17 protein-coding genes are annotated in these 17215 nt (G+C 68.4%); 9 read left to right on the forward strand and 8 right to left on the reverse strand.

The genetic code is table 11. The features are described 5' to 3' along the window. Positions 1–62: 62 nt before the first annotated feature. From AC5Y36_RS25240 to AC5Y36_RS25255, 4 genes are all read right to left on the reverse strand, one after another. Positions 63–1214, reverse strand: a complete 1152-nt coding sequence (locus AC5Y36_RS25240) for an Mrp/NBP35 family ATP-binding protein (RefSeq protein WP_500043713.1) — start codon at positions 1212–1214, stop codon at positions 63–65. A gap of 48 nt (positions 1215–1262) precedes the next feature. After that, the gene (locus AC5Y36_RS25245) at positions 1263–2549 is read right to left on the reverse strand and encodes a lytic transglycosylase domain-containing protein (RefSeq protein WP_500043714.1); all 1287 of its coding nucleotides are present in this window, start codon (positions 2547–2549) and stop codon (positions 1263–1265) included. A gap of 89 nt (positions 2550–2638) precedes the next feature. Further along, on the reverse strand, positions 2639–3175 hold the full coding sequence (locus tag AC5Y36_RS25250) for a DUF1003 domain-containing protein (protein ID WP_500043715.1): 537 nt from the start codon (positions 3173–3175) through the stop codon (positions 2639–2641). Further along, positions 3172–4467 (reverse strand): magnesium transporter MgtE N-terminal domain-containing protein, encoded by a 1296-nt coding sequence (locus AC5Y36_RS25255; protein WP_500043716.1) that lies wholly within the window; start codon positions 4465–4467, stop codon positions 3172–3174. The genes AC5Y36_RS25250 and AC5Y36_RS25255 overlap by 4 nt, the downstream gene beginning before the upstream one ends. A gap of 116 nt (positions 4468–4583) precedes the next feature. Between AC5Y36_RS25255 and AC5Y36_RS25260 the strand changes: the two genes are divergently transcribed. Then, positions 4584–5549, forward strand: a complete 966-nt coding sequence (locus AC5Y36_RS25260) for an HpcH/HpaI aldolase/citrate lyase family protein (protein ID WP_500043717.1) — start codon at positions 4584–4586, stop codon at positions 5547–5549. Here AC5Y36_RS25260 and AC5Y36_RS25265 read toward each other — a convergent pair. Then, positions 5546–6106, reverse strand: a complete 561-nt coding sequence (locus tag AC5Y36_RS25265; protein ID WP_500043718.1) for a DUF4190 domain-containing protein — start codon at positions 6104–6106, stop codon at positions 5546–5548. The two genes, AC5Y36_RS25260 and AC5Y36_RS25265, sit on opposite strands and share 4 nt — an antisense overlap. A gap of 79 nt (positions 6107–6185) precedes the next feature. Between AC5Y36_RS25265 and AC5Y36_RS25270 the strand changes: the two genes are divergently transcribed. The 6 genes from AC5Y36_RS25270 (at position 6186) to AC5Y36_RS25295 (ending at position 11661) form a co-directional block, all read left to right on the forward strand. Beyond that, entirely contained in the window at positions 6186–6698 is a 513-nt protein-coding gene (locus tag AC5Y36_RS25270; RefSeq protein ID WP_500043719.1) for a YflT domain-containing protein, read from the forward strand. A gap of 85 nt (positions 6699–6783) precedes the next feature. Continuing rightward, positions 6784–8208: an extracellular solute-binding protein gene (locus tag AC5Y36_RS25275; RefSeq protein ID WP_500043720.1), complete on the forward strand. Its 1425-nt coding sequence runs from the start codon at positions 6784–6786 to the stop codon at positions 8206–8208. Then, positions 8205–9089 (forward strand): carbohydrate ABC transporter permease, encoded by an 885-nt coding sequence (locus tag AC5Y36_RS25280; protein WP_500043721.1) that lies wholly within the window; start codon positions 8205–8207, stop codon positions 9087–9089. The genes AC5Y36_RS25275 and AC5Y36_RS25280 overlap by 4 nt, the downstream gene beginning before the upstream one ends. Further along, the gene (locus AC5Y36_RS25285) at positions 9082–9924 is read left to right on the forward strand and encodes a carbohydrate ABC transporter permease (RefSeq protein ID WP_500043722.1); all 843 of its coding nucleotides are present in this window, start codon (positions 9082–9084) and stop codon (positions 9922–9924) included. The genes AC5Y36_RS25280 and AC5Y36_RS25285 overlap by 8 nt, the downstream gene beginning before the upstream one ends. A 4-nt stretch (positions 9925–9928) precedes the next feature. Further along, positions 9929–11074 carry an ABC transporter ATP-binding protein gene (locus AC5Y36_RS25290; RefSeq protein WP_500043723.1) on the forward strand — a complete coding sequence of 382 codons (1146 nt, stop codon included), beginning with the start codon at positions 9929–9931 and terminating at the stop codon, positions 11072–11074. Further along, on the forward strand, positions 11071–11661 hold the full coding sequence (locus AC5Y36_RS25295) for a suppressor of fused domain protein (RefSeq protein ID WP_500043724.1): 591 nt from the start codon (positions 11071–11073) through the stop codon (positions 11659–11661). The genes AC5Y36_RS25290 and AC5Y36_RS25295 overlap by 4 nt, the downstream gene beginning before the upstream one ends. Before the next feature lie 161 nt (positions 11662–11822). Here the strand turns inward: AC5Y36_RS25295 and corA are convergent, their stop codons facing one another. Next, positions 11823–12923 carry a magnesium/cobalt transporter CorA gene (corA, locus tag AC5Y36_RS25300; RefSeq protein ID WP_500043725.1) on the reverse strand — a complete coding sequence of 367 codons (1101 nt, stop codon included), beginning with the start codon at positions 12921–12923 and terminating at the stop codon, positions 11823–11825. 160 nt (positions 12924–13083) lie between these two features. Here corA and AC5Y36_RS25305 point away from each other — a divergent pair, with 160 nt between their 5' ends. Both AC5Y36_RS25305 and AC5Y36_RS25310 read left to right on the forward strand, forming a co-directional pair. After that, positions 13084–14241, forward strand: a complete 1158-nt coding sequence (locus tag AC5Y36_RS25305; protein WP_500043729.1) for an NAD(P)-dependent malic enzyme — start codon at positions 13084–13086, stop codon at positions 14239–14241. Further along, positions 14231–15085, forward strand: coding sequence for a glycine betaine ABC transporter substrate-binding protein (locus AC5Y36_RS25310; protein ID WP_500043726.1), 855 nt, complete (start codon positions 14231–14233; stop codon positions 15083–15085). The genes AC5Y36_RS25305 and AC5Y36_RS25310 overlap by 11 nt, the downstream gene beginning before the upstream one ends. A 36-nt stretch (positions 15086–15121) precedes the next feature. On the opposite strand, the gene AC5Y36_RS25315 is transcribed toward AC5Y36_RS25310, so the two are convergent. Together AC5Y36_RS25315 and AC5Y36_RS25320 are read right to left on the reverse strand one after the other, a co-directional pair. Then, positions 15122–15952 (reverse strand): SDR family NAD(P)-dependent oxidoreductase, encoded by an 831-nt coding sequence (locus AC5Y36_RS25315; RefSeq protein ID WP_500043727.1) that lies wholly within the window; start codon positions 15950–15952, stop codon positions 15122–15124. 109 nt (positions 15953–16061) lie between these two features. After that, positions 16062–16892, reverse strand: coding sequence for an SDR family NAD(P)-dependent oxidoreductase (locus tag AC5Y36_RS25320; protein WP_500043728.1), 831 nt, complete (start codon positions 16890–16892; stop codon positions 16062–16064). Positions 16893–17215 lie beyond the last annotated feature (323 nt).

A 17215-nucleotide genomic window follows, 5' to 3' on the forward strand; every position in this document is an offset into this window, starting at 1 on the left:
CAGGCGTTTTGGAGCACATTTGCGTCTGCTCGCGCGGTTGGTACTTGCGGCTGCGCGCGATATTACTTCGGGGTCGGTGCCACGCCCAGCGACATCCCGGCCAGCCCGCGGCGACGGGACGCGAGCGCGTCGGCGATCCGGTGCAGTTCCTTGCCCACCGGACTGTCCGGCGCGCCCAGCACGATCGGGACACCGTCGTCGCCGGCCTTGACCATCTCGGGATCCAGCGGGATCTGGCCCAGCAGCGGTACCTCGGCGCCGACCGCGCGGGACAGCCGCTCAGCCACCTGTTCACCGCCGCCCGCGCCGAACACCTGCAGGGTGGACCCATCCGGCATTAGCAGCCCGGACATGTTCTCCACCACGCCGGCGATGCGCTGACGGGTTTGCAGGGCGATGGCCCCGGCGCGTTCGGCCACCTCCGCCGCGGCCAGCTGGGGGGTGGTCACCACCAGGATCTCGGCGCCCGGGATCAGCTGGGCCACCGAGATGGCGATGTCGCCGGTGCCCGGCGGCAGGTCCAGCAGCAGCACATCCAGATCGCCCCAGAACACGTCGGCCAAGAACTGCTGCAGCGCACGGTGCAGCATCGGGCCACGCCACACCACCGGGGTGTTGCCCTGGGTGAACTGCGCGATCGAGATGACCTTCACCTCGTGGGCGATCGGCGGCAGGATCATCGTGTCGACCTGGGTGGGCCGCTCGCCGGTGCCCATCATCCGGGGGATGGAGTGCCCGTAGATGTCGGCGTCGAGCACGCCGACCGACATCCCGCGGGCAGCCAGCGCGGCGGCCAGGTTGACCGTGACACTGGACTTGCCCACCCCGCCCTTGCCCGACGCGACGGCGTACACCTTGGTCAGGGAGCCCGGCTGGGCGAACGGGATCAGCGGTTCGGCGGTGTCGCCGCGCAACCGTTTACGCAGCTCGGTGCGCTGCTCGTCGCTCATCACGTCCAGCTCGACGCTGACCGCGCCGGTCCCGGGAACGTCGGCGACGGCGCGGGTGACGCGCTCGGTGATCTCGGCCTTCATCGGGCAGCCGGCCACCGTCAGGTAGATCCCGACGTGCACGGCACGGTCGGCACCCACGTCGATGCTTTTGACCATGCCGAGCTCGGTGATGGGCCGCCGCAGCTCGGGGTCGATTACTTTGGCCAGCGCGGCGCGGATCGCGGTGGTCAGATCGGAGTCGGTATCGCGAGGTTCAGACATCACCGCCGAGTCTAGGCGGCGGTGAAAACCGTTCCGTAGGGGCTTTGGTCAGTTGGCTGGGCCGGGCGGCGGGCCGGCCGGCGCCGGCAGACCCGCGGGAGGCGCCGGGGCACCCGCCGGCGGCGGTGCCGCGGGCATCGGGTCCGGCGGCGGCGCCGCCGGGAGCTGCTCCGGCGGTGCCGGGGGAGCCTGCGGCTCGATGCAGATCACCGAGCAGGTCGCCGACCGCGGCGGCGGGGCAGGCAGCAGCCCGTTGGGGCTGGGCGGCCAACCTTGCGGCGGCCAACCCTGCTGCGGCCAGCCTTGCGGCGGCAAGCCCTGCTGCGGGAACGCCGGGTAGGGACCCATCCCGGTGGACCCGCCGAGGTCGATCAACGGGATGCGGCCGATCGGGTCGGTGGACGGCAGGCCGACGTTGAACGGCATGTTCGGCCCGAGGCCTTCGGTGCGCTCGAGGTGCGCGTCGCCGATCGGCGGGGGTGGCCCGGTGATCGGGGGCAGGTCCATCGGCGCCACGCCGGTGGCGTAGGCCGCAGCCCAGCCCAACACGTTGCGGGCATAGGGCATCGAGTTGTTGTACCGCAGGATGGCCGACATCACCTGCGACTGGTCGCGCAGATTGAGCCCGCCGCTGCACAGGTAGCGGGCGGCTGCCAGGGTGGAGTCGTACAGATTCTGCGGGTCCGCCTGACCGTCACCGTCGCCGTCGGACGCGTAGCGCGCCCAGGTGCCGGGGAGGAACTGCATCGGCCCCATGGCGCGGGCATAGACCACCCGGGTCGGGGTCTGGTTCGCGACGATGACCTCGTTGCCGGGCAGCGTCCCGTCCAGCGCCGGACCGTAGATCGGGTGCACGGCGGTGCCGCGCGCGTCGGTGAATCCGTTGTTGGCGTGCATCGACTCGATACGTCCGATCCCGGCCAGCAGGTTCCAGCTGATCCCGCAATCCGGTGCCGCCGTGGTCATCTGCTGCTCGGCGTTGCGGTAGGCCGCCAGCGCCGTCCGCGGAATCCCCAGCAGGCCAGGGGAACTGACCACCACAGCCGGCGGCGGGGCGGAGGCGGATGCCGCCGCGACATGGAAGCTGGCGGGGGCGCGACGCGCGGCCACGACGAAGGGGCCGGTCGGGTTGACGGGCTCGACCGCGGCCAGCGGGGTGACCGCAGTTCCCCGGACCGGCAGCGCGGACCGCGGCGCCGTACCGCCGACAGCACCGGCCAACACCAGTGGCGTGATCAGCAACACCCCGAACGCAGGCGTCCGCGTCGTACGACCTAGTTGGCGCCGTAGCGCGGCGAACGCTGGGCGTACACCCAAGGCTCCCCCTTCGCGCACTCGACCGTCCTCATTTCACTAAGCGCAGTGAACCACGTCACCATACATAACGGTTGTGGCCACAGTGGTGACAATCGCCGAGCTCACAGTCAACTCGGTTTGACGCCGTGCGGCACCTGCTGGTCCCGCTCAGTGGACCAGTCCGGTTTCGCCGGTTGCAGCGCCTTCAGCCGCTCACGCAGATCCTCGAGTTCGTGGCGTAGGTAGTCGCGGGTGGCGACCTCACCGATCGCCAGCCGCAGCGCGGCCAGCTCGCGGGCCAGGTACTCGGTGTCGGCCTTGGTCTGTGTCGCGCGGCGCCGGTCTTCCTCCAGGGCGACCCGGTCGCGGTTCTCCTGGCGGTTCTGGGCCAGCAGGATCAGCGGGGCCGCATAGGCGGCCTGGGTGGAGAACGCCAGGTTGAGCAGGATGAACGGGTAGGGGTCCCAGCGCACGCTGACGGCGTAGATGTTCACCGCAATCCACACCACCACCACCACGGTTTGGATGGCCAGGTAGCGACCGGTACCGAAGAAGCGCGCAACGGATTCGGTGAGCTGGCCGAGCAGCTCGACGTCGACGCGGGGTTTGGGCAGCCGGGAGGTGCGTGGTGTGGAAAGCCGCTGCCGCGGTGCCGGATTGGTCACGACGCGCTCCCGGCGCCGTCGAGCTCGGGTTCCTCGATGCTTTCCCGCCAGTCGTGCGGCAGCAGGTGGTCGAGCACGTCGTCCACCGTGACCGCGCCCAGCAGGTGGTTCTGTTCGTCGAGGACCGGCCCGCACACCAGGTTGTAGGCCGCGAAGTAGCGGGCCAGCGCCCCCAGCGAGGTCTCCGGGGTCAGGCTGGGCAGGTCGGAGTCGACGATCCCGCCCACCAGCGAGGCCGGCGGCTCGCGCAGCAGGCGCTGCAGCGCCACGCAACCCAGGTACTGGCCGGTGGGGGTGGCCGTCGGGGACCGCGTCACGAACACCAGCGAGGACAGCGCCGGAGTCAGGTCGGGATCGCGGACGCGGGCCAGCGCCTCGGCCACCGCCGTATCGGGGGTCAACACCACCGGGTTCGGCGTCATCAGACCACCCGCGGTATCGGGGGAGTGGGACAGCAGTCGACGCACCGGATCGGACTCGTCGGGATCCATCCGGGCCAGCAGCAGCTCGGCGTCGCGCGGGTTGAGCACCCCGAGCAGGTCGGCGGCGTCGTCGGGATCCATCTCGCCGAGCACGTCGGCCGCGCGGTCGGTGCCCAGCTGGCCCAACACGTCGGCCTGACGCTCCTCCGGCAGCTCCTGAAGGATGTCGGCGAGCCGGGCGTCGTCCAGCGCCTTGACCACCTCGTAGCGGCGCTTGGGCGGCAGCTCGCGGATCGCGTCGGCGACTTCGATGGGCCGCATCCCCTCGAACTGTTGCAGCAGTTGCGCCACCCCCTGGTCGGGCATGGCCAGCGCCGACGGCGTCAGGCCGACCACGTCATGCCAGTCCACGACGTGGATTTCGCTGCGCCGTCCGAGCCGCCCGGGTTTGCGGACCGCGACCCGGGTCACCATCCAGTCGCGTGAGCGGGTCTGCTCGATACCCAAATCGGTGATCACCACGTCGGTGCCGGCCAGCTGCGGCAGCTCGGGATCGTTGACCCGCACCCTGGTGTCGAGCACCTGGCCCAGCGCCAGTACCTCGCCGGGCCGCTGGGCGAACTTCGCCAGCGAGACGTTGGTGGTGTTGAGGGTGACCGCGTTGGGTTCGATCGCCGCGACCCTCAGGATGGGCACGAAGATTCTGCGCCGGGTGGGCAGTTCGATCACCAGGCCCAGCACCCGGGGTTGCTGGCGCACGATGCTGATGCTGATCACCACGTCGCGGACGCGCCCGACGGACTCGCCGATCGGTCCCAGCACCAGCATCCGCGCCAGCCGCGCCGTATACACCCTGTTGATCGACGCCATGATGCACAGACTAGAAGCTGCCGAGCCCGGAGATGACGCAGTGGTCGGTCCGCGGCGGTCCGGCGGACCGGACCCCGCCGCGCGGGAACCAGACCGGGAACGGTAGGAGTGATTGGGTGGACAACGCGTATCGCCCCCGGCGCACCTGCCTCTCGGTGCCCGGCAGCAGCCAGAAGATGATCGACAAGGCCAAGGCGCTGCCCGCCGACGAGGTGTTCCTCGATCTGGAGGATGCGGTGGCCCCGGAGGCCAAGCAGGCGGCCCGCACGCAGGTGGCGGCCGCGCTGGCGGGGCCGGGCTGGGCCGGGCAGCTGCGCGGGGTCCGGGTCAACGACTGGACGACGCCATGGACGCACGCCGACGTGATCGAGGTGGTCTCGGCGGTCGGTGCCGCCGGCGCCGAGCTGGATGTGGTGGTGCTGCCCAAGGTCACCGAGGCCGCCCACATCCACGCGCTTGACCTGCTGCTGACCCAGGTGGAGACCGTTCACGGGCTGCCGGTCGGCAGGATCGGCATCGACGCGCAGATCGAGGATGCGCGGGGCCTGACGAACATTGACGCCATCGCCGCGGCACCCCGGGTGCAGGCGCTGGTGCTGGGGCCCGCCGACCTGATGGCCAGCTTGAACATGCGCACCCTGGTGGTGGGCGAACAACCCGAGGGATACACCGAGGGCGACGCCTATCACCACGTGCTCATGACGATCCTGATCGCCGCCCGCGCACATGGCGTCGCCGCCATCGACGGGCCCTACCTCAAGGTCCGCGACGTGGACGCGTTCCGGCGGGTCGCCGGGCGCTCGGCGGCGTTGGGCTACGACGGCAAGTGGGTGCTGCATCCCGATCAGATCGCGGCCGGTAACGAGATCTTCAGCCCACGCCAGGCCGAATACGACCACGCCGAGCTGATCCTGGAGGCCTACGAGTGGCACACCTCGGCTGCGGGCGGGGCCCGTGGCGCGGTGATGCTCGGCGACGAGATGATCGACGAAGCCAGCCGCAAGATGGCACTGGTGATCGCCGCCAAGGGCCGCGCCGCGGGCATGTCGCGGCAGGCCGCCCGGTTTGTGCCGCCCAGCTAGCCCACCGTCGCGCCGTTGGTGGCGACGATGACCCCGATGATCCAGAACACCAACAGGATCAGCGCCAGCACGGTGATCACCGCGCCGATGATGACACCGGTCAGCGCCATCCCGTAGCCCTCCTGACCGGTTCTCTTGCATTGGCCGATGGCGACGATCCCCAAGATCAACCCGACGATCGAGGGAACGCCGCAGAAGAACAGACCGCCCAGTGAACACACCAGCGACGCGATGGCCATGCCGTTGGTGCCCGGGGGGCGCCCGGCAAGGTAGGGGTCGTAGCCGCCGGGGTACCCCGGGTATGCCGGCGGTCCGCCCGTGAAGCCCGGCTGCGGATAGCCCGGCTGTGGGTAAGGCGGGGGGTAGGGCGGGGGGCCGGCCGGCGGCGGATACCCGGGTGGGCCCGCCGCCGAGAACGGCGATGCGACCGGCGGGTAGGGCGGGGGCAGCGGCGGGTACCCCGGAACCGGCGGAGACACGTCGTCGGGGTAGTCGATCGGCGCGAAGCCATCGGACGGTCGCGTCAGGTCGTACGGCTGCTCGGGCGTGTCGGTCATGCGACCACCGTAGGTCTGACCGCCGTGTGGCCGCATCGCGGCCGGATCGTTAGCCTGTCCGATGGAGAGAGAGGTAGTGATGACCAGCTCATTCCAGCCCGGACAATCACCCGGCCCGGCGTCGGGTCGCGGCGGGCCGGCCCGGTTACCCACCCCGCCGAAAGGCTGGCCCATCGGGTCGTATCCCACCTACGTGGAGGCGCAGCGCGCCGTCGACTACCTGTCCGACCAGGAGTTCCCGGTCGAGCAGGTCACCATCGTCGGCGTCGACCTGATGCAGGTGGAACGGGTCACCGGCCGGCTGAGCTGGCCCAAGGTGCTCGGCGGGGGTGTCTTGAGCGGCGCCTGGCTGGGTTTGTTCATCGGCCTGGTGCTGGGCTTCTTCAGCCCGCATCTGGGGCCGGCCCTGGCCACCGGTCTGGTCGCCGGCGTGTTCTTCGGGCTGATCACCTCGGCGATCCCGTATGCGATGGCGCGCGGCACCAGGGACTTCAGTTCGACCATGCAACTGGTGGCGGGCCGCTACGACGTGCTGTGCGATCCGCAGAATGCGGAGAAGGCTCGGGATCTGCTGGCGCACCTGACGATCTGACGCGGGAGCGACGAGCGTGTTGCAGACCGTGCGGTCGGGCCTCTACGGTGCGGGCGCGAAACAATCCGATCGAGAGGCGGGTGTCGTGGCGGGTCGCCGCGGGTACGCACGACGGCTGGGCGTGCTGCTGCTGGCGTCGCTGCTGATCGGCTCGGCGGTATCGGCCTGCGGATCGGCCAACGCCGGTGTGGTGATCAGCCTGTACACACCGGCCACCGACGCGTCGACGTTCGCCGCGATCGCCAAACGCTGCTCGGATCAGTTCAGTGCCCGGCCCACGGACCGGTTCAGCATCCGGCAGGTCAGCCTGCCCCGCTCCGCCGACGACCAGCGGCTGCAGCTGGCCCGTCGGCTCACCGGCAACGACCGCACCCTGGACGTGATGGCGATGGACGTGGTGTGGACTGCGGAGTTCGCCGAGGCCGGTTGGGTGCTGCCGCTGTCCGACGACCCGGCCGGCCGTGCCCACGCCGACGCACTGGCCGACACCCTGCCGGGCCCGCTCGCCACCGCCGAATGGCGCGACACCCTGTACGCCGCGCCGCTCTCCACCAACACCCAGCTGCTCTGGTACCGGGCGGATCTGATGGACAGCCCGCCGTCCACCTGGGCCGGGATGGTCGCCGAGGCGGCCCGGTTGCACGCCACCGGCGCCCCCAGCTGGATCGCGGTGCAGGCCAGCCGCGGCGAGGGCCTGGTGGTGTGGTTCAACACGCTGCTGACCAGCGCCGGCGGTCAAGTGCTGGCCGACGACGCGAAGACCGTCACGCTGACCGACACCCCCGAGCATCGGGCGGCCACCGTCACGGCGCTGCAGGTCCTCAAATCGGTGGCCACCGCACCCGGCGCCGACCCGTCGATCACCCAGACCGACGAAGGCACCGCCCGACTGGCGTTCGAACAGGGCAAAGCCGCACTCGAGGTGAACTGGCCCTACGTGCTGGCGTCGCTGCTGGAAAACGCGGTCAAGGGCGGGGTGGCCTTCCTGCCGCTCAACCGCCGGCCGGAGCTGGCCGGCAGCCTCAACCGCGCCGGAGCCTTCGCGCCCACCAGCGACCAGTTCGGCATCGCCTACGACGCGGCCAAAACGGTGTTCGGCTTCGCGCCCTACCCCCGGGTGCAGGCCGGCACGCCCGCCAAGGTGACCATCGGCGGATTGAACCTGGCGGTGGCCAAGACGTCCCGGCACCGCGCCGAGGCCTTCGAAGCCATCCGCTGCCTGCGCGACCCGCAGAACCAGAAGTACCTGTCGCTGGAAGGGGGACTGCCCGCGGTTCGCTCCTCGCTGTATGACGACCCGCAGTTCCAGGCCCGCTACCCCCAGCACGCCATCATCCGCGACCAGCTCAGCAATGCCGCGGTGCGGCCGGCGACGCCGATCTATCAGGCGGTATCCACCCGGATGGCGGCGACGCTGGCCCCGATCAGCGCCATCGACCCGGACAAGACCGCCGACGACCTCACCGTTCAGGTGCAAAAGGCGATCGACGGCAAGGGGCTTCTGCCGTGAGCTCCTCCGCCGATCGCGGGTCGCAACGGCGCCTCGCGTTGCTGCTGGTCACCCCGGCCGTCCTGCTGATGGTGGCGGTGACCGCGTATCCGATCGGCTACGCGGTGTGGCTGAGCCTGCAGCGCTACAACCTGGCCACCCCCGATGACACCGTGTTCGTCGGCCTGGACAACTACGTCACGACCTTGACCGACGGGTACTGGTGGACCGCGCTGTCGGTGACCGCGGCGCTCACCGCCGTGTCGGTGGCCATCGAACTGGTGCTGGGCATGGCGCTGGCGCTGGTCATGCACCGGACCGTATTCACCAGAGGCATCGTGCGCACCGCCGTGCTGATCCCGTACGGCATCGTCACCGTCGCCGCCGCCTACAGCTGGTACTACGCCTGGACTCCGGGAACCGGATATCTGGCCGACCTGCTGCCGCAGGGCAGCGCGCCGCTGACCGCACAGGTCCCGTCGTTGGCGATCGTGATCCTCGCCGAGGTGTGGAAGACGACGCCGTTCATGGCGTTGCTGCTGTTGGCCGGGCTGGCGCTGGTGCCCGACGATCTGCTGCGGGCCGCACAGGTCGACGGCGCCGGCGCCTGGCGGCGGTTGACCCAGATCATCCTGCCGCTGATCAAACCGGCGATCCTGGTCGCGTTGCTGTTCCGCACCCTGGACGCATTCCGGATCTTCGACAACATCTACGTCCTCACCAAGGGATCCAACAACACCGGCTCGGTGTCGGTGCTGGGCTATGACAACCTCTTCAAAGGCTTCAGTGTGGGCCTGGGATCAGCGATCTCGGTGCTGATCTTCATCTGCGTGGTGCTGATCGCGGTCGTGTTCATCAAGGTGTTCGGTGCCGCGGCGCCCGGATCGGAGCGCGATGACTGAGCGGGGGCGGACTCGGCTGCGCAGCGGCGCAGGCTGGGTGATCGTCAACACGCTGGTGGTCCTCTACGCGGTGTTCCCTGTGCTGTGGATTCTGTCCCTGTCGCTCAAGCCGACGGCAACGGTGAAGGACGGCAAGCTGATTCCGTCGTCGATCACCTTCGACAACTATCGCGGCATCTTCTCCGGCGGCTTCTTCACCTCGGCGCTGCTCAACTCGCTGGGGATCGGGCTGATCACCACCGTGGTTGCGGTGGTGATCGGCGCGATGGCGGCCTACGCGGTGGCACGACTGGACTTTCCCGGCCGGCGACTGCTGGTCGGAGCCGCCCTGCTGGTCGCGATGTTCCCGCAAATATCGCTGGTCACACCGTTGTTCAACATCGAACGCCACATCGGGTTGTTCGACACCTGGCTGGGATTGATCATCCCGTACATCACCTTCGCCTTGCCGCTGGCGATCTACACCTTGTCTGCGTTCTTCTCCGAGATTCCCTGGGACCTGGAGAAGGCGGCCAAGATGGACGGCGCCACCCCGGCGCAGGCGTTTCGCAGGGTGATCGCCCCGCTGGCCGCCCCCGGCGTGGTCACCGCGGCCATCCTGGTGTTCATCTTCGCCTGGAACGACCTGCTGCTGGCATTGTCGCTGACCGCCACCGAGTCGGCGATCACCGCGCCGGTGGCGATCGCCAACTTCACCGGCAGTTCGCAATTCGAAGAGCCGACCGGGTCGATCGCCGCCGGCGCCATGGTGATCACGGTCCCGATCATCGTGTTTGTTCTAATCTTCCAGCGACGCATTGTCGCGGGGTTGACCTCCGGCGCGGTGAAGGGATAGCGCGATGGCCGAGATTGTGTTGGATCGGGTGACCAAGAGTTATCCCGACGGCGCCCAGGCCGTGCAGGAGCTGTCGCTGACCATCGTCGACGGCGAGTTCCTGATCCTGGTCGGGCCGTCGGGCTGCGGCAAGTCGACGACCCTGAATATGATTGCCGGACTGGAAGACATCTCCTCGGGCGAGTTGCGTATCGGTGGTGAGCGGGTCAACGAGAAGGCCCCCAAAGACCGTGACATCGCCATGGTGTTCCAGTCCTACGCCCTCTACCCGCACATGACAGTCCGGCAGAACATCGCGTTCCCGCTGACCCTGAAGAAGATGAAGAAGGCCCAGATCGCGGAAAAGGTCGCGGAAGTGGCGAAAATCCTCGACCTGACCGGACTTCTCGACCGAAAGCCGTCCCAGCTCTCCGGTGGCCAACGTCAGCGGGTGGCGATGGGGCGCGCGATCGTGCGCCGTCCCAAGGCATTTCTGATGGATGAGCCGTTGTCCAACCTGGATGCCAAACTCCGGGTACAGATGCGTGGCGAGATCGCCCGGCTACAACGACGGCTGGGGACCACCACCGTCTACGTGACCCACGACCAGACCGAGGCGATGACGCTCGGTGACCGGGTGGTGGTGATGCATGGCGGTGTGGCACAACAGATCGGCACCCCGGACGAACTCTACGAGCGGCCCGCCAACCAGTTCGTCGCCGGCTTCATCGGCTCGCCGGCGATGAACTTCTTTCCGGCCACGCTGACGCCCACGGGCGCGCGGCTACCGTTCGGTGAGGTCACGCTGGAGCAACCGGTCCGCGATGCGCTGAGCCGGCATCCGTCGCCGTCGGGCGTCGTTGTCGGGCTGCGTCCCGAACATTTCGGCGACGCCGCGCTGCTCGACGCCCGGCAGCGCGCCACGGCACTGACCTTCACGGTGACCGTCGACCTGGTCGAATCGGTCGGCGCAGACAAGTATGTGTACTTCAGCGAGTTGGACGGGGAACCCGGGCCGGGCCGCGCCGAGTTGGTGGCCAGAGTCGCCGCCGAGTCCAAGGCGGTCAAAGGTCAGCCCATCGAATTGGCGGTCGACACCAGCAAACTCGCGATCTTCGACGCCGAGTCCGGTGTCAACCTGACCGTGGCGCCGGCGGACGATGCCAAGTGAGCAGCGATCTGGCCAAGGTGCGCGAGCATCTGCGTAACCACTTCGCGGGCAGCGGAATCGACGCCGACCCTGCCTCGGCGAGCGTGACGTTCCTGGGCAGCGAACCGATCGAGGTGCTGCGGTTCGGCCCCGGGCCCGACCAGGTCGTGCATTACGTGTCGCTGGGTTGTTCTCGGCATCCGATGACCGACCCGGCCGAGATCGTCGCCGACCCGCTGCGCGGACCACGCGCTGAAATCGTGCTGCGACTGCGTGATCCCGGTGAGGTGTCCGGGCTGGCGCGCACCCTGGCGGTGTTGGCCGCCGCACCGGCGGTGGAGGGTGTGGTGCTCACCGAGGACGCATTGATCGACCTGTCCGCGCCGCTATGGACGCGGGCCGGCGGGCCGGTGCGGTTCACGGCGGTGCTGTTGGGGGACAGCGGAATCGACGAAGTCGTACTGGAGCCGCCGCGAGAGCCGGTGCGGTTTCTGGCGGCGACGCCGATCACCGCGACCGAGGCGGCGTGGGTGCGGCTCAAAGGTGCTGAGACCATGCGGGAAACCTGGCAGGCCGACGGTGTCGACGTGCTGAACCCCGCCCGCTGACTTAGCTGCGCGCGCAGCTATCCAGGGGGCTTCGCCCCGTGGTGGAGGATGAGAATTTGACCGCGGGTGTTGGGCCCATTTGCGCGAGCAGACGCGAATGTGCCCATTTTGACCCTAAAAGGGCAACATTGGCGTCTGCTCGCGGTAAGAGCTCAGCGCACCTAGAGCCAGCCGTTGCGGCGGAACGTGCGACCCAGGGCCAGACAGATCATTCCCATCACGGCGAGGACCACCGGGTAGCCCCAGGTGTAGTGCAGGATCGGCATCCAGTCGAAGTTCATGCCGTAGATACCCGCGATCATGGTGGGCACGGCGATGATGCCGGCCCAGGCCGACATCTTGCGCATATCGGTGTTCTGCTGCATCCCGACGCGGGCCAGCGCAGCCTGCACCAGTGAGCTGAGCATCTCGTCGTAGCCCGCGATCTGGTCGGCGGCCTGGGCCTGGTGGTCGGCGACGTCCCGCATGTAGCGCCGCACTTCCTTGGAGATCAGGTCCTTGTGGTCGGTCTGCATCCGCTGAAACGGAACCGACAGCGGGTTGACGGCGCGGCGCAACTCGACGACTTCACGCTTGATCTGATAGATCGGTTCGACGTCGGTGCGTCGGCCCGGCGTGAACGCCACCTCCTCGATCGTGTCGAGGTCGTCTTCCATCAGGTTGGTCACTTCGCGGTAGTGGTCCACCACATGGTCGGCGATGGCGTGCATCACCGCGTACGGCCCCAGCCGCATCTGTCCCGGGTCGGCGTCCATGCGCTTGCGCACCTCGGAAAGTCGGCCGTGTTCGCCGTGGCGGACCGTGACGACGAAATCCCTGCCGACGAAGACCATGATCTCGCCGGTTTCGACTATCTCGCGGGCGAGCACCAGCGAGTCGTGCGCCACGTAGTTGACGGTTTTGAGGACCAGGAACAAGGTTTCGTCGTAACGCTCGAGCTTGGGGCGCTGGTGGGCGTGCACGGCATCTTCCACCGCCAGCGCATGCAGGCCGAAAACATCTGCCACACCTTGCATTTGAGCTTCGTCGGGTTCGTGTAGGCCGATCCAGACGAACGCGTTCTGCTGCGTCTTTTCGACGTCACGGACCTTGGCCAGTGCTTCCGAATGGGAGAACTTGCCGGGCAGTCGAACTCCGTCGACGTAGACGCCGCAATCCACCATGGCCCGTTCGACGGATACCGGGCCGGGCGCAACGGGTGGTGCCGGTGCACGGGTGATGCCGCGCAACGACGGTTGGCGCGAAAGAAACGACGGCATCATTCCTCCCTCGGGTCCGTCAGCCGTGAAACTCCAATCACTGACGCCCAAATGCTACTCGCCAGTACGGCTGATCTCGGTCCTTGCGGGCCACACAGCCGTCGCCGTGCCACGCGTCGTGAAGTACCCTGACGCGGTGGCAGAAACGCAGCCGTTCGCGCATCTGGTTATCGGCGACGAGGAGATCTTCTCCGCTCACCTCGGCGGGAAGTTGTCCATCGAACTGAAATCGCCATTGGACACCCAACGTGCCCTGTCCATCGCCTACACCCCGGGGGTGGCTCAGGTCAGCCGGGCGATCGCCGCTGACGTGACGCTGGCCGCCCGCTACACCTGGGCGAACCGGTTGGTCGCCGTGGTCAGCGACGGCAGTGCGGTGCTGGGCCTCGGGGACATCGGCCCGGCGGCGTCGCTGCCGGTGATGGAGGGCAAGAGCGCGCTGTTCAAGACCTTCGGCGGGCTGGACTCCATCCCGATCGTGCTGGACACCAAGGACCCCGACGAGATCGTCGAGACCCTGGTCCGGTTGCGTCCGACCTTCGGGGCGGTCAACCTGGAGGACATCTCCGCGCCGCGCTGTTTCGAGATCGAGCGTCGGGTGATCGAGGCGCTGGACTGCCCGGTCATGCACGACGACCAGCACGGCACCGCGATCGTGGTGCTCGCCGCGCTGCGCGGCGCCACCACGGTGCTCAACCGCGACATGGCCGGGCTGCGCGTCGTGGTCTCCGGTGCCGGAGCGGCCGGTGTGGCCTGCACCAACATCCTGTTGGCTGCCGGGATCAGCGACATCACCGTGCTGGACTCGAAGGGAATCGTGCACACCGGACGCGACGACCTCAATAGCTTCAAGGCTGAGCTGGCGACCCGCACCAACCCGTCGGGACGCACCGGGGGACTGGCCCAGGCACTCGACGGGGCCGACGTCTTTCTCGGGGTCTCGGCCGGCATCGTGCCCGAGGACATCATCGCCTCGATGGCGCCGAACGCCATCGTGTTCGCGTTGTCGAACCCGATCCCGGAGATCCACCCCGACCTGGCCAAGAAGTACGCGGCCGTCGTCGCGACCGGGCGCAGCGACTTCCCCAACCAGATCAACAATGTGCTGGCGTTCCCGGGCGTCTTCCGTGGTGCGCTGGACGCCGGCGCCCGACGCATCACCGAGCGGATGAAGGTTGCCGCCGCGGAGGCCATCTTCTCGGTGGCCGGCGAGGAGCTGTCCGTGGACCACATCGTTCCCAGCCCGCTGGACCCGCGGGTCGGGCCGGCGGTCGCGGCGGCCGTTGCCGCGGCGTCGCAGGATCCGGCAGGTGCCGTCTAAGCTGCGCCGGCGGGCAAAGGCGCTGCTGGCGCCGCTGATCCTGCTGGCCGCCGGCTGCGCTGGGCCCTCCGCGCCGCCGTCGGTGGCGGTGGGGACGACGAACGCTCCGGAATCGGTGTTGCTGGCGCATCTGTACGCGGGTGCGCTGCGCGGGTCAGGGGTCGCCGCGCACGTGGAAACCGTGGCGGATCCGGTGGCGACGTTGGACTCGGGATTGGTGACCGTCGTCCCCGCACTGACCGGCCGGCTGCTGCAAGACCTCGCCCCGCACGCCGGCGAGCGATCCGACAAGCAGGTCTACCGCGCCATGGTCGGTGTCCTCCCGGAAGGGATCGCGGCCGGTGACTACGCCACCGCCGCCGAGGACAAACCCGCCCTGGCGATCACCACGGCCACCGCCGACGCCTGGGGCAGCTCCGATCTGCGAACATTGCCCGCGCACTGCGACGGACTGATCGTCGGGGCGTTGCGGGGCGCGGCGACCCCCGCGTCGGTGGGGCGGTGCCGGATGCCGGCGGTGCGAGAGTTCCCCGACACGGCGGCGTTGTTCACCGCGCTGCGGGCGGGCCGGCTGACCGCGGCCTGGACCAGCACCGCAGCGCCTGACACGCCTGCTGACCTGGTGGTGCTGGCCGATCGCGACCCGGCACTGGTGCAGGCGGAGAACGTGGTGCCGATCTACCGGCGCAATGAGCTGGCCGAGCGGCAGCTGCTGGCCATCAACGAGGTGGCCGGTGTGCTGGACACCGCGGCGCTGGTGGACATGCGCAGGCAGGTCGCCGCCGGCGCCGCTCCGCAAGCCGTGGTGGACGGCTGGCTGGCCGAACACCCGCTGGGCCGCTGACGCCGATTGCCCGCCGGCGTGCGCGGGTGGTACCCGTCAGCGCATGCCTGGCATCACTCGGCCCAGCACCGGGGGAACCAGCCGCATATATCCGGATCCGGTGAGACGGACCAGCAGGTCGAGCACCTTGGCGTCGTTGCCGATCAGCACCCGGGCGTGGTTCTTGCGGACACCGTCCAAGATGACCTGCGCGGCCTTCTCCGGCGTCGTGGACGCCAACTTCTGGTCGAAGGTGCGGGCCAGTTTGTCGACGTCGAGCCCCTCGGCGGCGGTCATGTTGCGGGCGATGCCGGTCTTGATCCCGCCCGGGTGCACCGTCGTCACCTTCACCGGGTGCCCGGCCACCACCATCTCCTGTCGCAGCGCTTCGGTGAAGCCACGCACGGCAAACTTGGCCGCGTTGTAGGCGGACTGGCCGCCCACCGCCAACAATCCGAACAGGCTGGACACGTTGATCACGTGGCCGTCGCCGGAGGCGATCAGATGCGGCAGGAACGCCTTGGTGCCGTTGACGACACCCCAGAAGTCGACGTCCATCACCCGTTCGATGTCTTTGAACTGGCTGATCTCGACGTCGCCGGTGAACGCGATGCCGGCGTTGTTGTAGATCTGGTTGACCTTGCCGAAGTGGTCCTTGACCTGGTCGGCGTAGGCGAGGACGACCTCGCGCTCGGTGACGTCGAGGCGGTCGGTCTTCACCTGCGCGCCGATCGCCTTGAGCCGCTTCTCGGTCTCGGCCAGCCCTTCCAGGTCGACGTCGCTGATGGCCAGGCTGGCGCCGGAGCGGGCCAGTTCCACGGCTAGCGCCTGGCCGATCCCCGAACCCGCGCCGGTGACGACCGCGACTTTTCCGGCAAACCCTTGCATGACGCCCACTTTCTGGTGTCGTGACAGTGGTTGTCAGGTTAGCCGGTACCGGCGGTACCCCCTCGCGCGGGTAGTCCCGGATTTCGCTAGCGCTGCCGGGCCCTGATGCTCAGCGGGTCTGCGGCAAGAACCGGTCCAAAACCGTCGGGGTCAGCCGCTGATAGCTGGGTCCGACGACGCGCACCATCAGGTCGAGCACCTTGGCGTCGGGTCCGATCAGCACCCGGGTCCGGTTCTTGCGTACCCCGTCGAGGATCACCCGCGCCGCTTTCTGCGGCGAGGTGGACACCAGCTGTTTGTCGAAAGCCTTCACCAGATCGTCGATTTCGAGGCCCTCTGCCACGGTCATGTTGCGCACGAGCGCGGTTTTCACGCCGCCGGGATGCACGGTGGTGACTTTCACCGGATGCCCGGCCCGCGCCATCTCCTGATGCAGTGCTTCGCTGAAACCGCGGACAGCGAACTTCGCCGAATTGTAGGCGGCGCCGCCGGGTATCGACAGCAGCCCGAAGACACTCGAGACGTTGATGACATGGCCGTTGCCGGAGGCGATCAGGTGCGGCAGGAACGTCTTGGTGCCGTTGACGACGCCCCAGAAGTCGACGTCCATCACCCGTTCGATGTCTTTGAACTTGCTGATCTCGATGTCGCCGGTGAACGAAATGCCGGCGTTGTTGTAGACCTGGTTGACCTTGCCGAAATGGCTGCTCACCTGCTCGGCGTAGGCGATGAACGCTTCGCGTTCGGAGACGTCGAGGCGATCGGCCTTGACCGGGACGCCGATGGCTTTGAGTTGGTCCGTGGTCCGGGCCAGCCCGCCCAGGTCGATGTCGCTGATAGCCAGGCTCGCACCCGAGCGCCCCAATCCGATGGCCAGAGCCTGGCCGATGCCCGAACCGGCGCCGGTGACAACGCAAACTTTTCCGGCAAAACCTTGCACGAACTCACTTTCCGCTGGTCCCCCGGTTATTGCCGCGCTAGTCAATAACGGTGAACACTACCAGAGCGGGGTCCGCCCGGGTTTGGGAAAAGTCGGCCTTTCGCGCCGGGTGGGCGCGCCCTGCTGGCGGGACGGGCCGTTGAGATTGCGTCCAGGGTCGTGGTTTTCCTGGATTCGGGCTGTTGCAAAATCGGTAAGAAGGCGAGCATCGGCATGTCCTGCCTGGATGGGGGTCGGTGGTCGATGAGACTTGCTGGGTGGCTAAGGGATATCGGCCGGTGAATCGTGACCAGCAGTTTTTGATGCCGGAAAGCATGCGTGAG

Source organism: Mycobacterium sp. NGS50 (assembly GCF_059812545.1).

What these genes read in the sequence shown, in the direction of transcription:
- AC5Y36_RS25270 (WP_500043719.1), top strand. Translation starts at nt 6,186, where the DNA reads ATGACCAGCTCATTCCAGCCCGGACAATCACCCGGCCCGGCGTCGGGT.
- corA (WP_500043725.1), bottom strand. Translation starts at nt 12,923, where the DNA reads ATGATGCCGTCGTTTCTTTCGCGCCAACCGTCGTTGCGCGGCATCACC.
- AC5Y36_RS25255 (WP_500043716.1), bottom strand. Translation starts at nt 4,467, where the DNA reads ATGGCGTCGATCAACAGGGTGTATACGGCGCGGCTGGCGCGGATGCTG.
- AC5Y36_RS25290 (WP_500043723.1), top strand. Translation starts at nt 9,929, where the DNA reads ATGGCCGAGATTGTGTTGGATCGGGTGACCAAGAGTTATCCCGACGGC.
- AC5Y36_RS25240 (WP_500043713.1), bottom strand. Translation starts at nt 1,214, where the DNA reads ATGTCTGAACCTCGCGATACCGACTCCGATCTGACCACCGCGATCCGC.
- AC5Y36_RS25265 (WP_500043718.1), bottom strand. Translation starts at nt 6,106, where the DNA reads ATGACCGACACGCCCGAGCAGCCGTACGACCTGACGCGACCGTCCGAT.
- AC5Y36_RS25285 (WP_500043722.1), top strand. Translation starts at nt 9,082, where the DNA reads ATGACTGAGCGGGGGCGGACTCGGCTGCGCAGCGGCGCAGGCTGGGTG.
- AC5Y36_RS25315 (WP_500043727.1), bottom strand. Translation starts at nt 15,952, where the DNA reads ATGCAAGGGTTTGCCGGAAAAGTCGCGGTCGTCACCGGCGCGGGTTCG.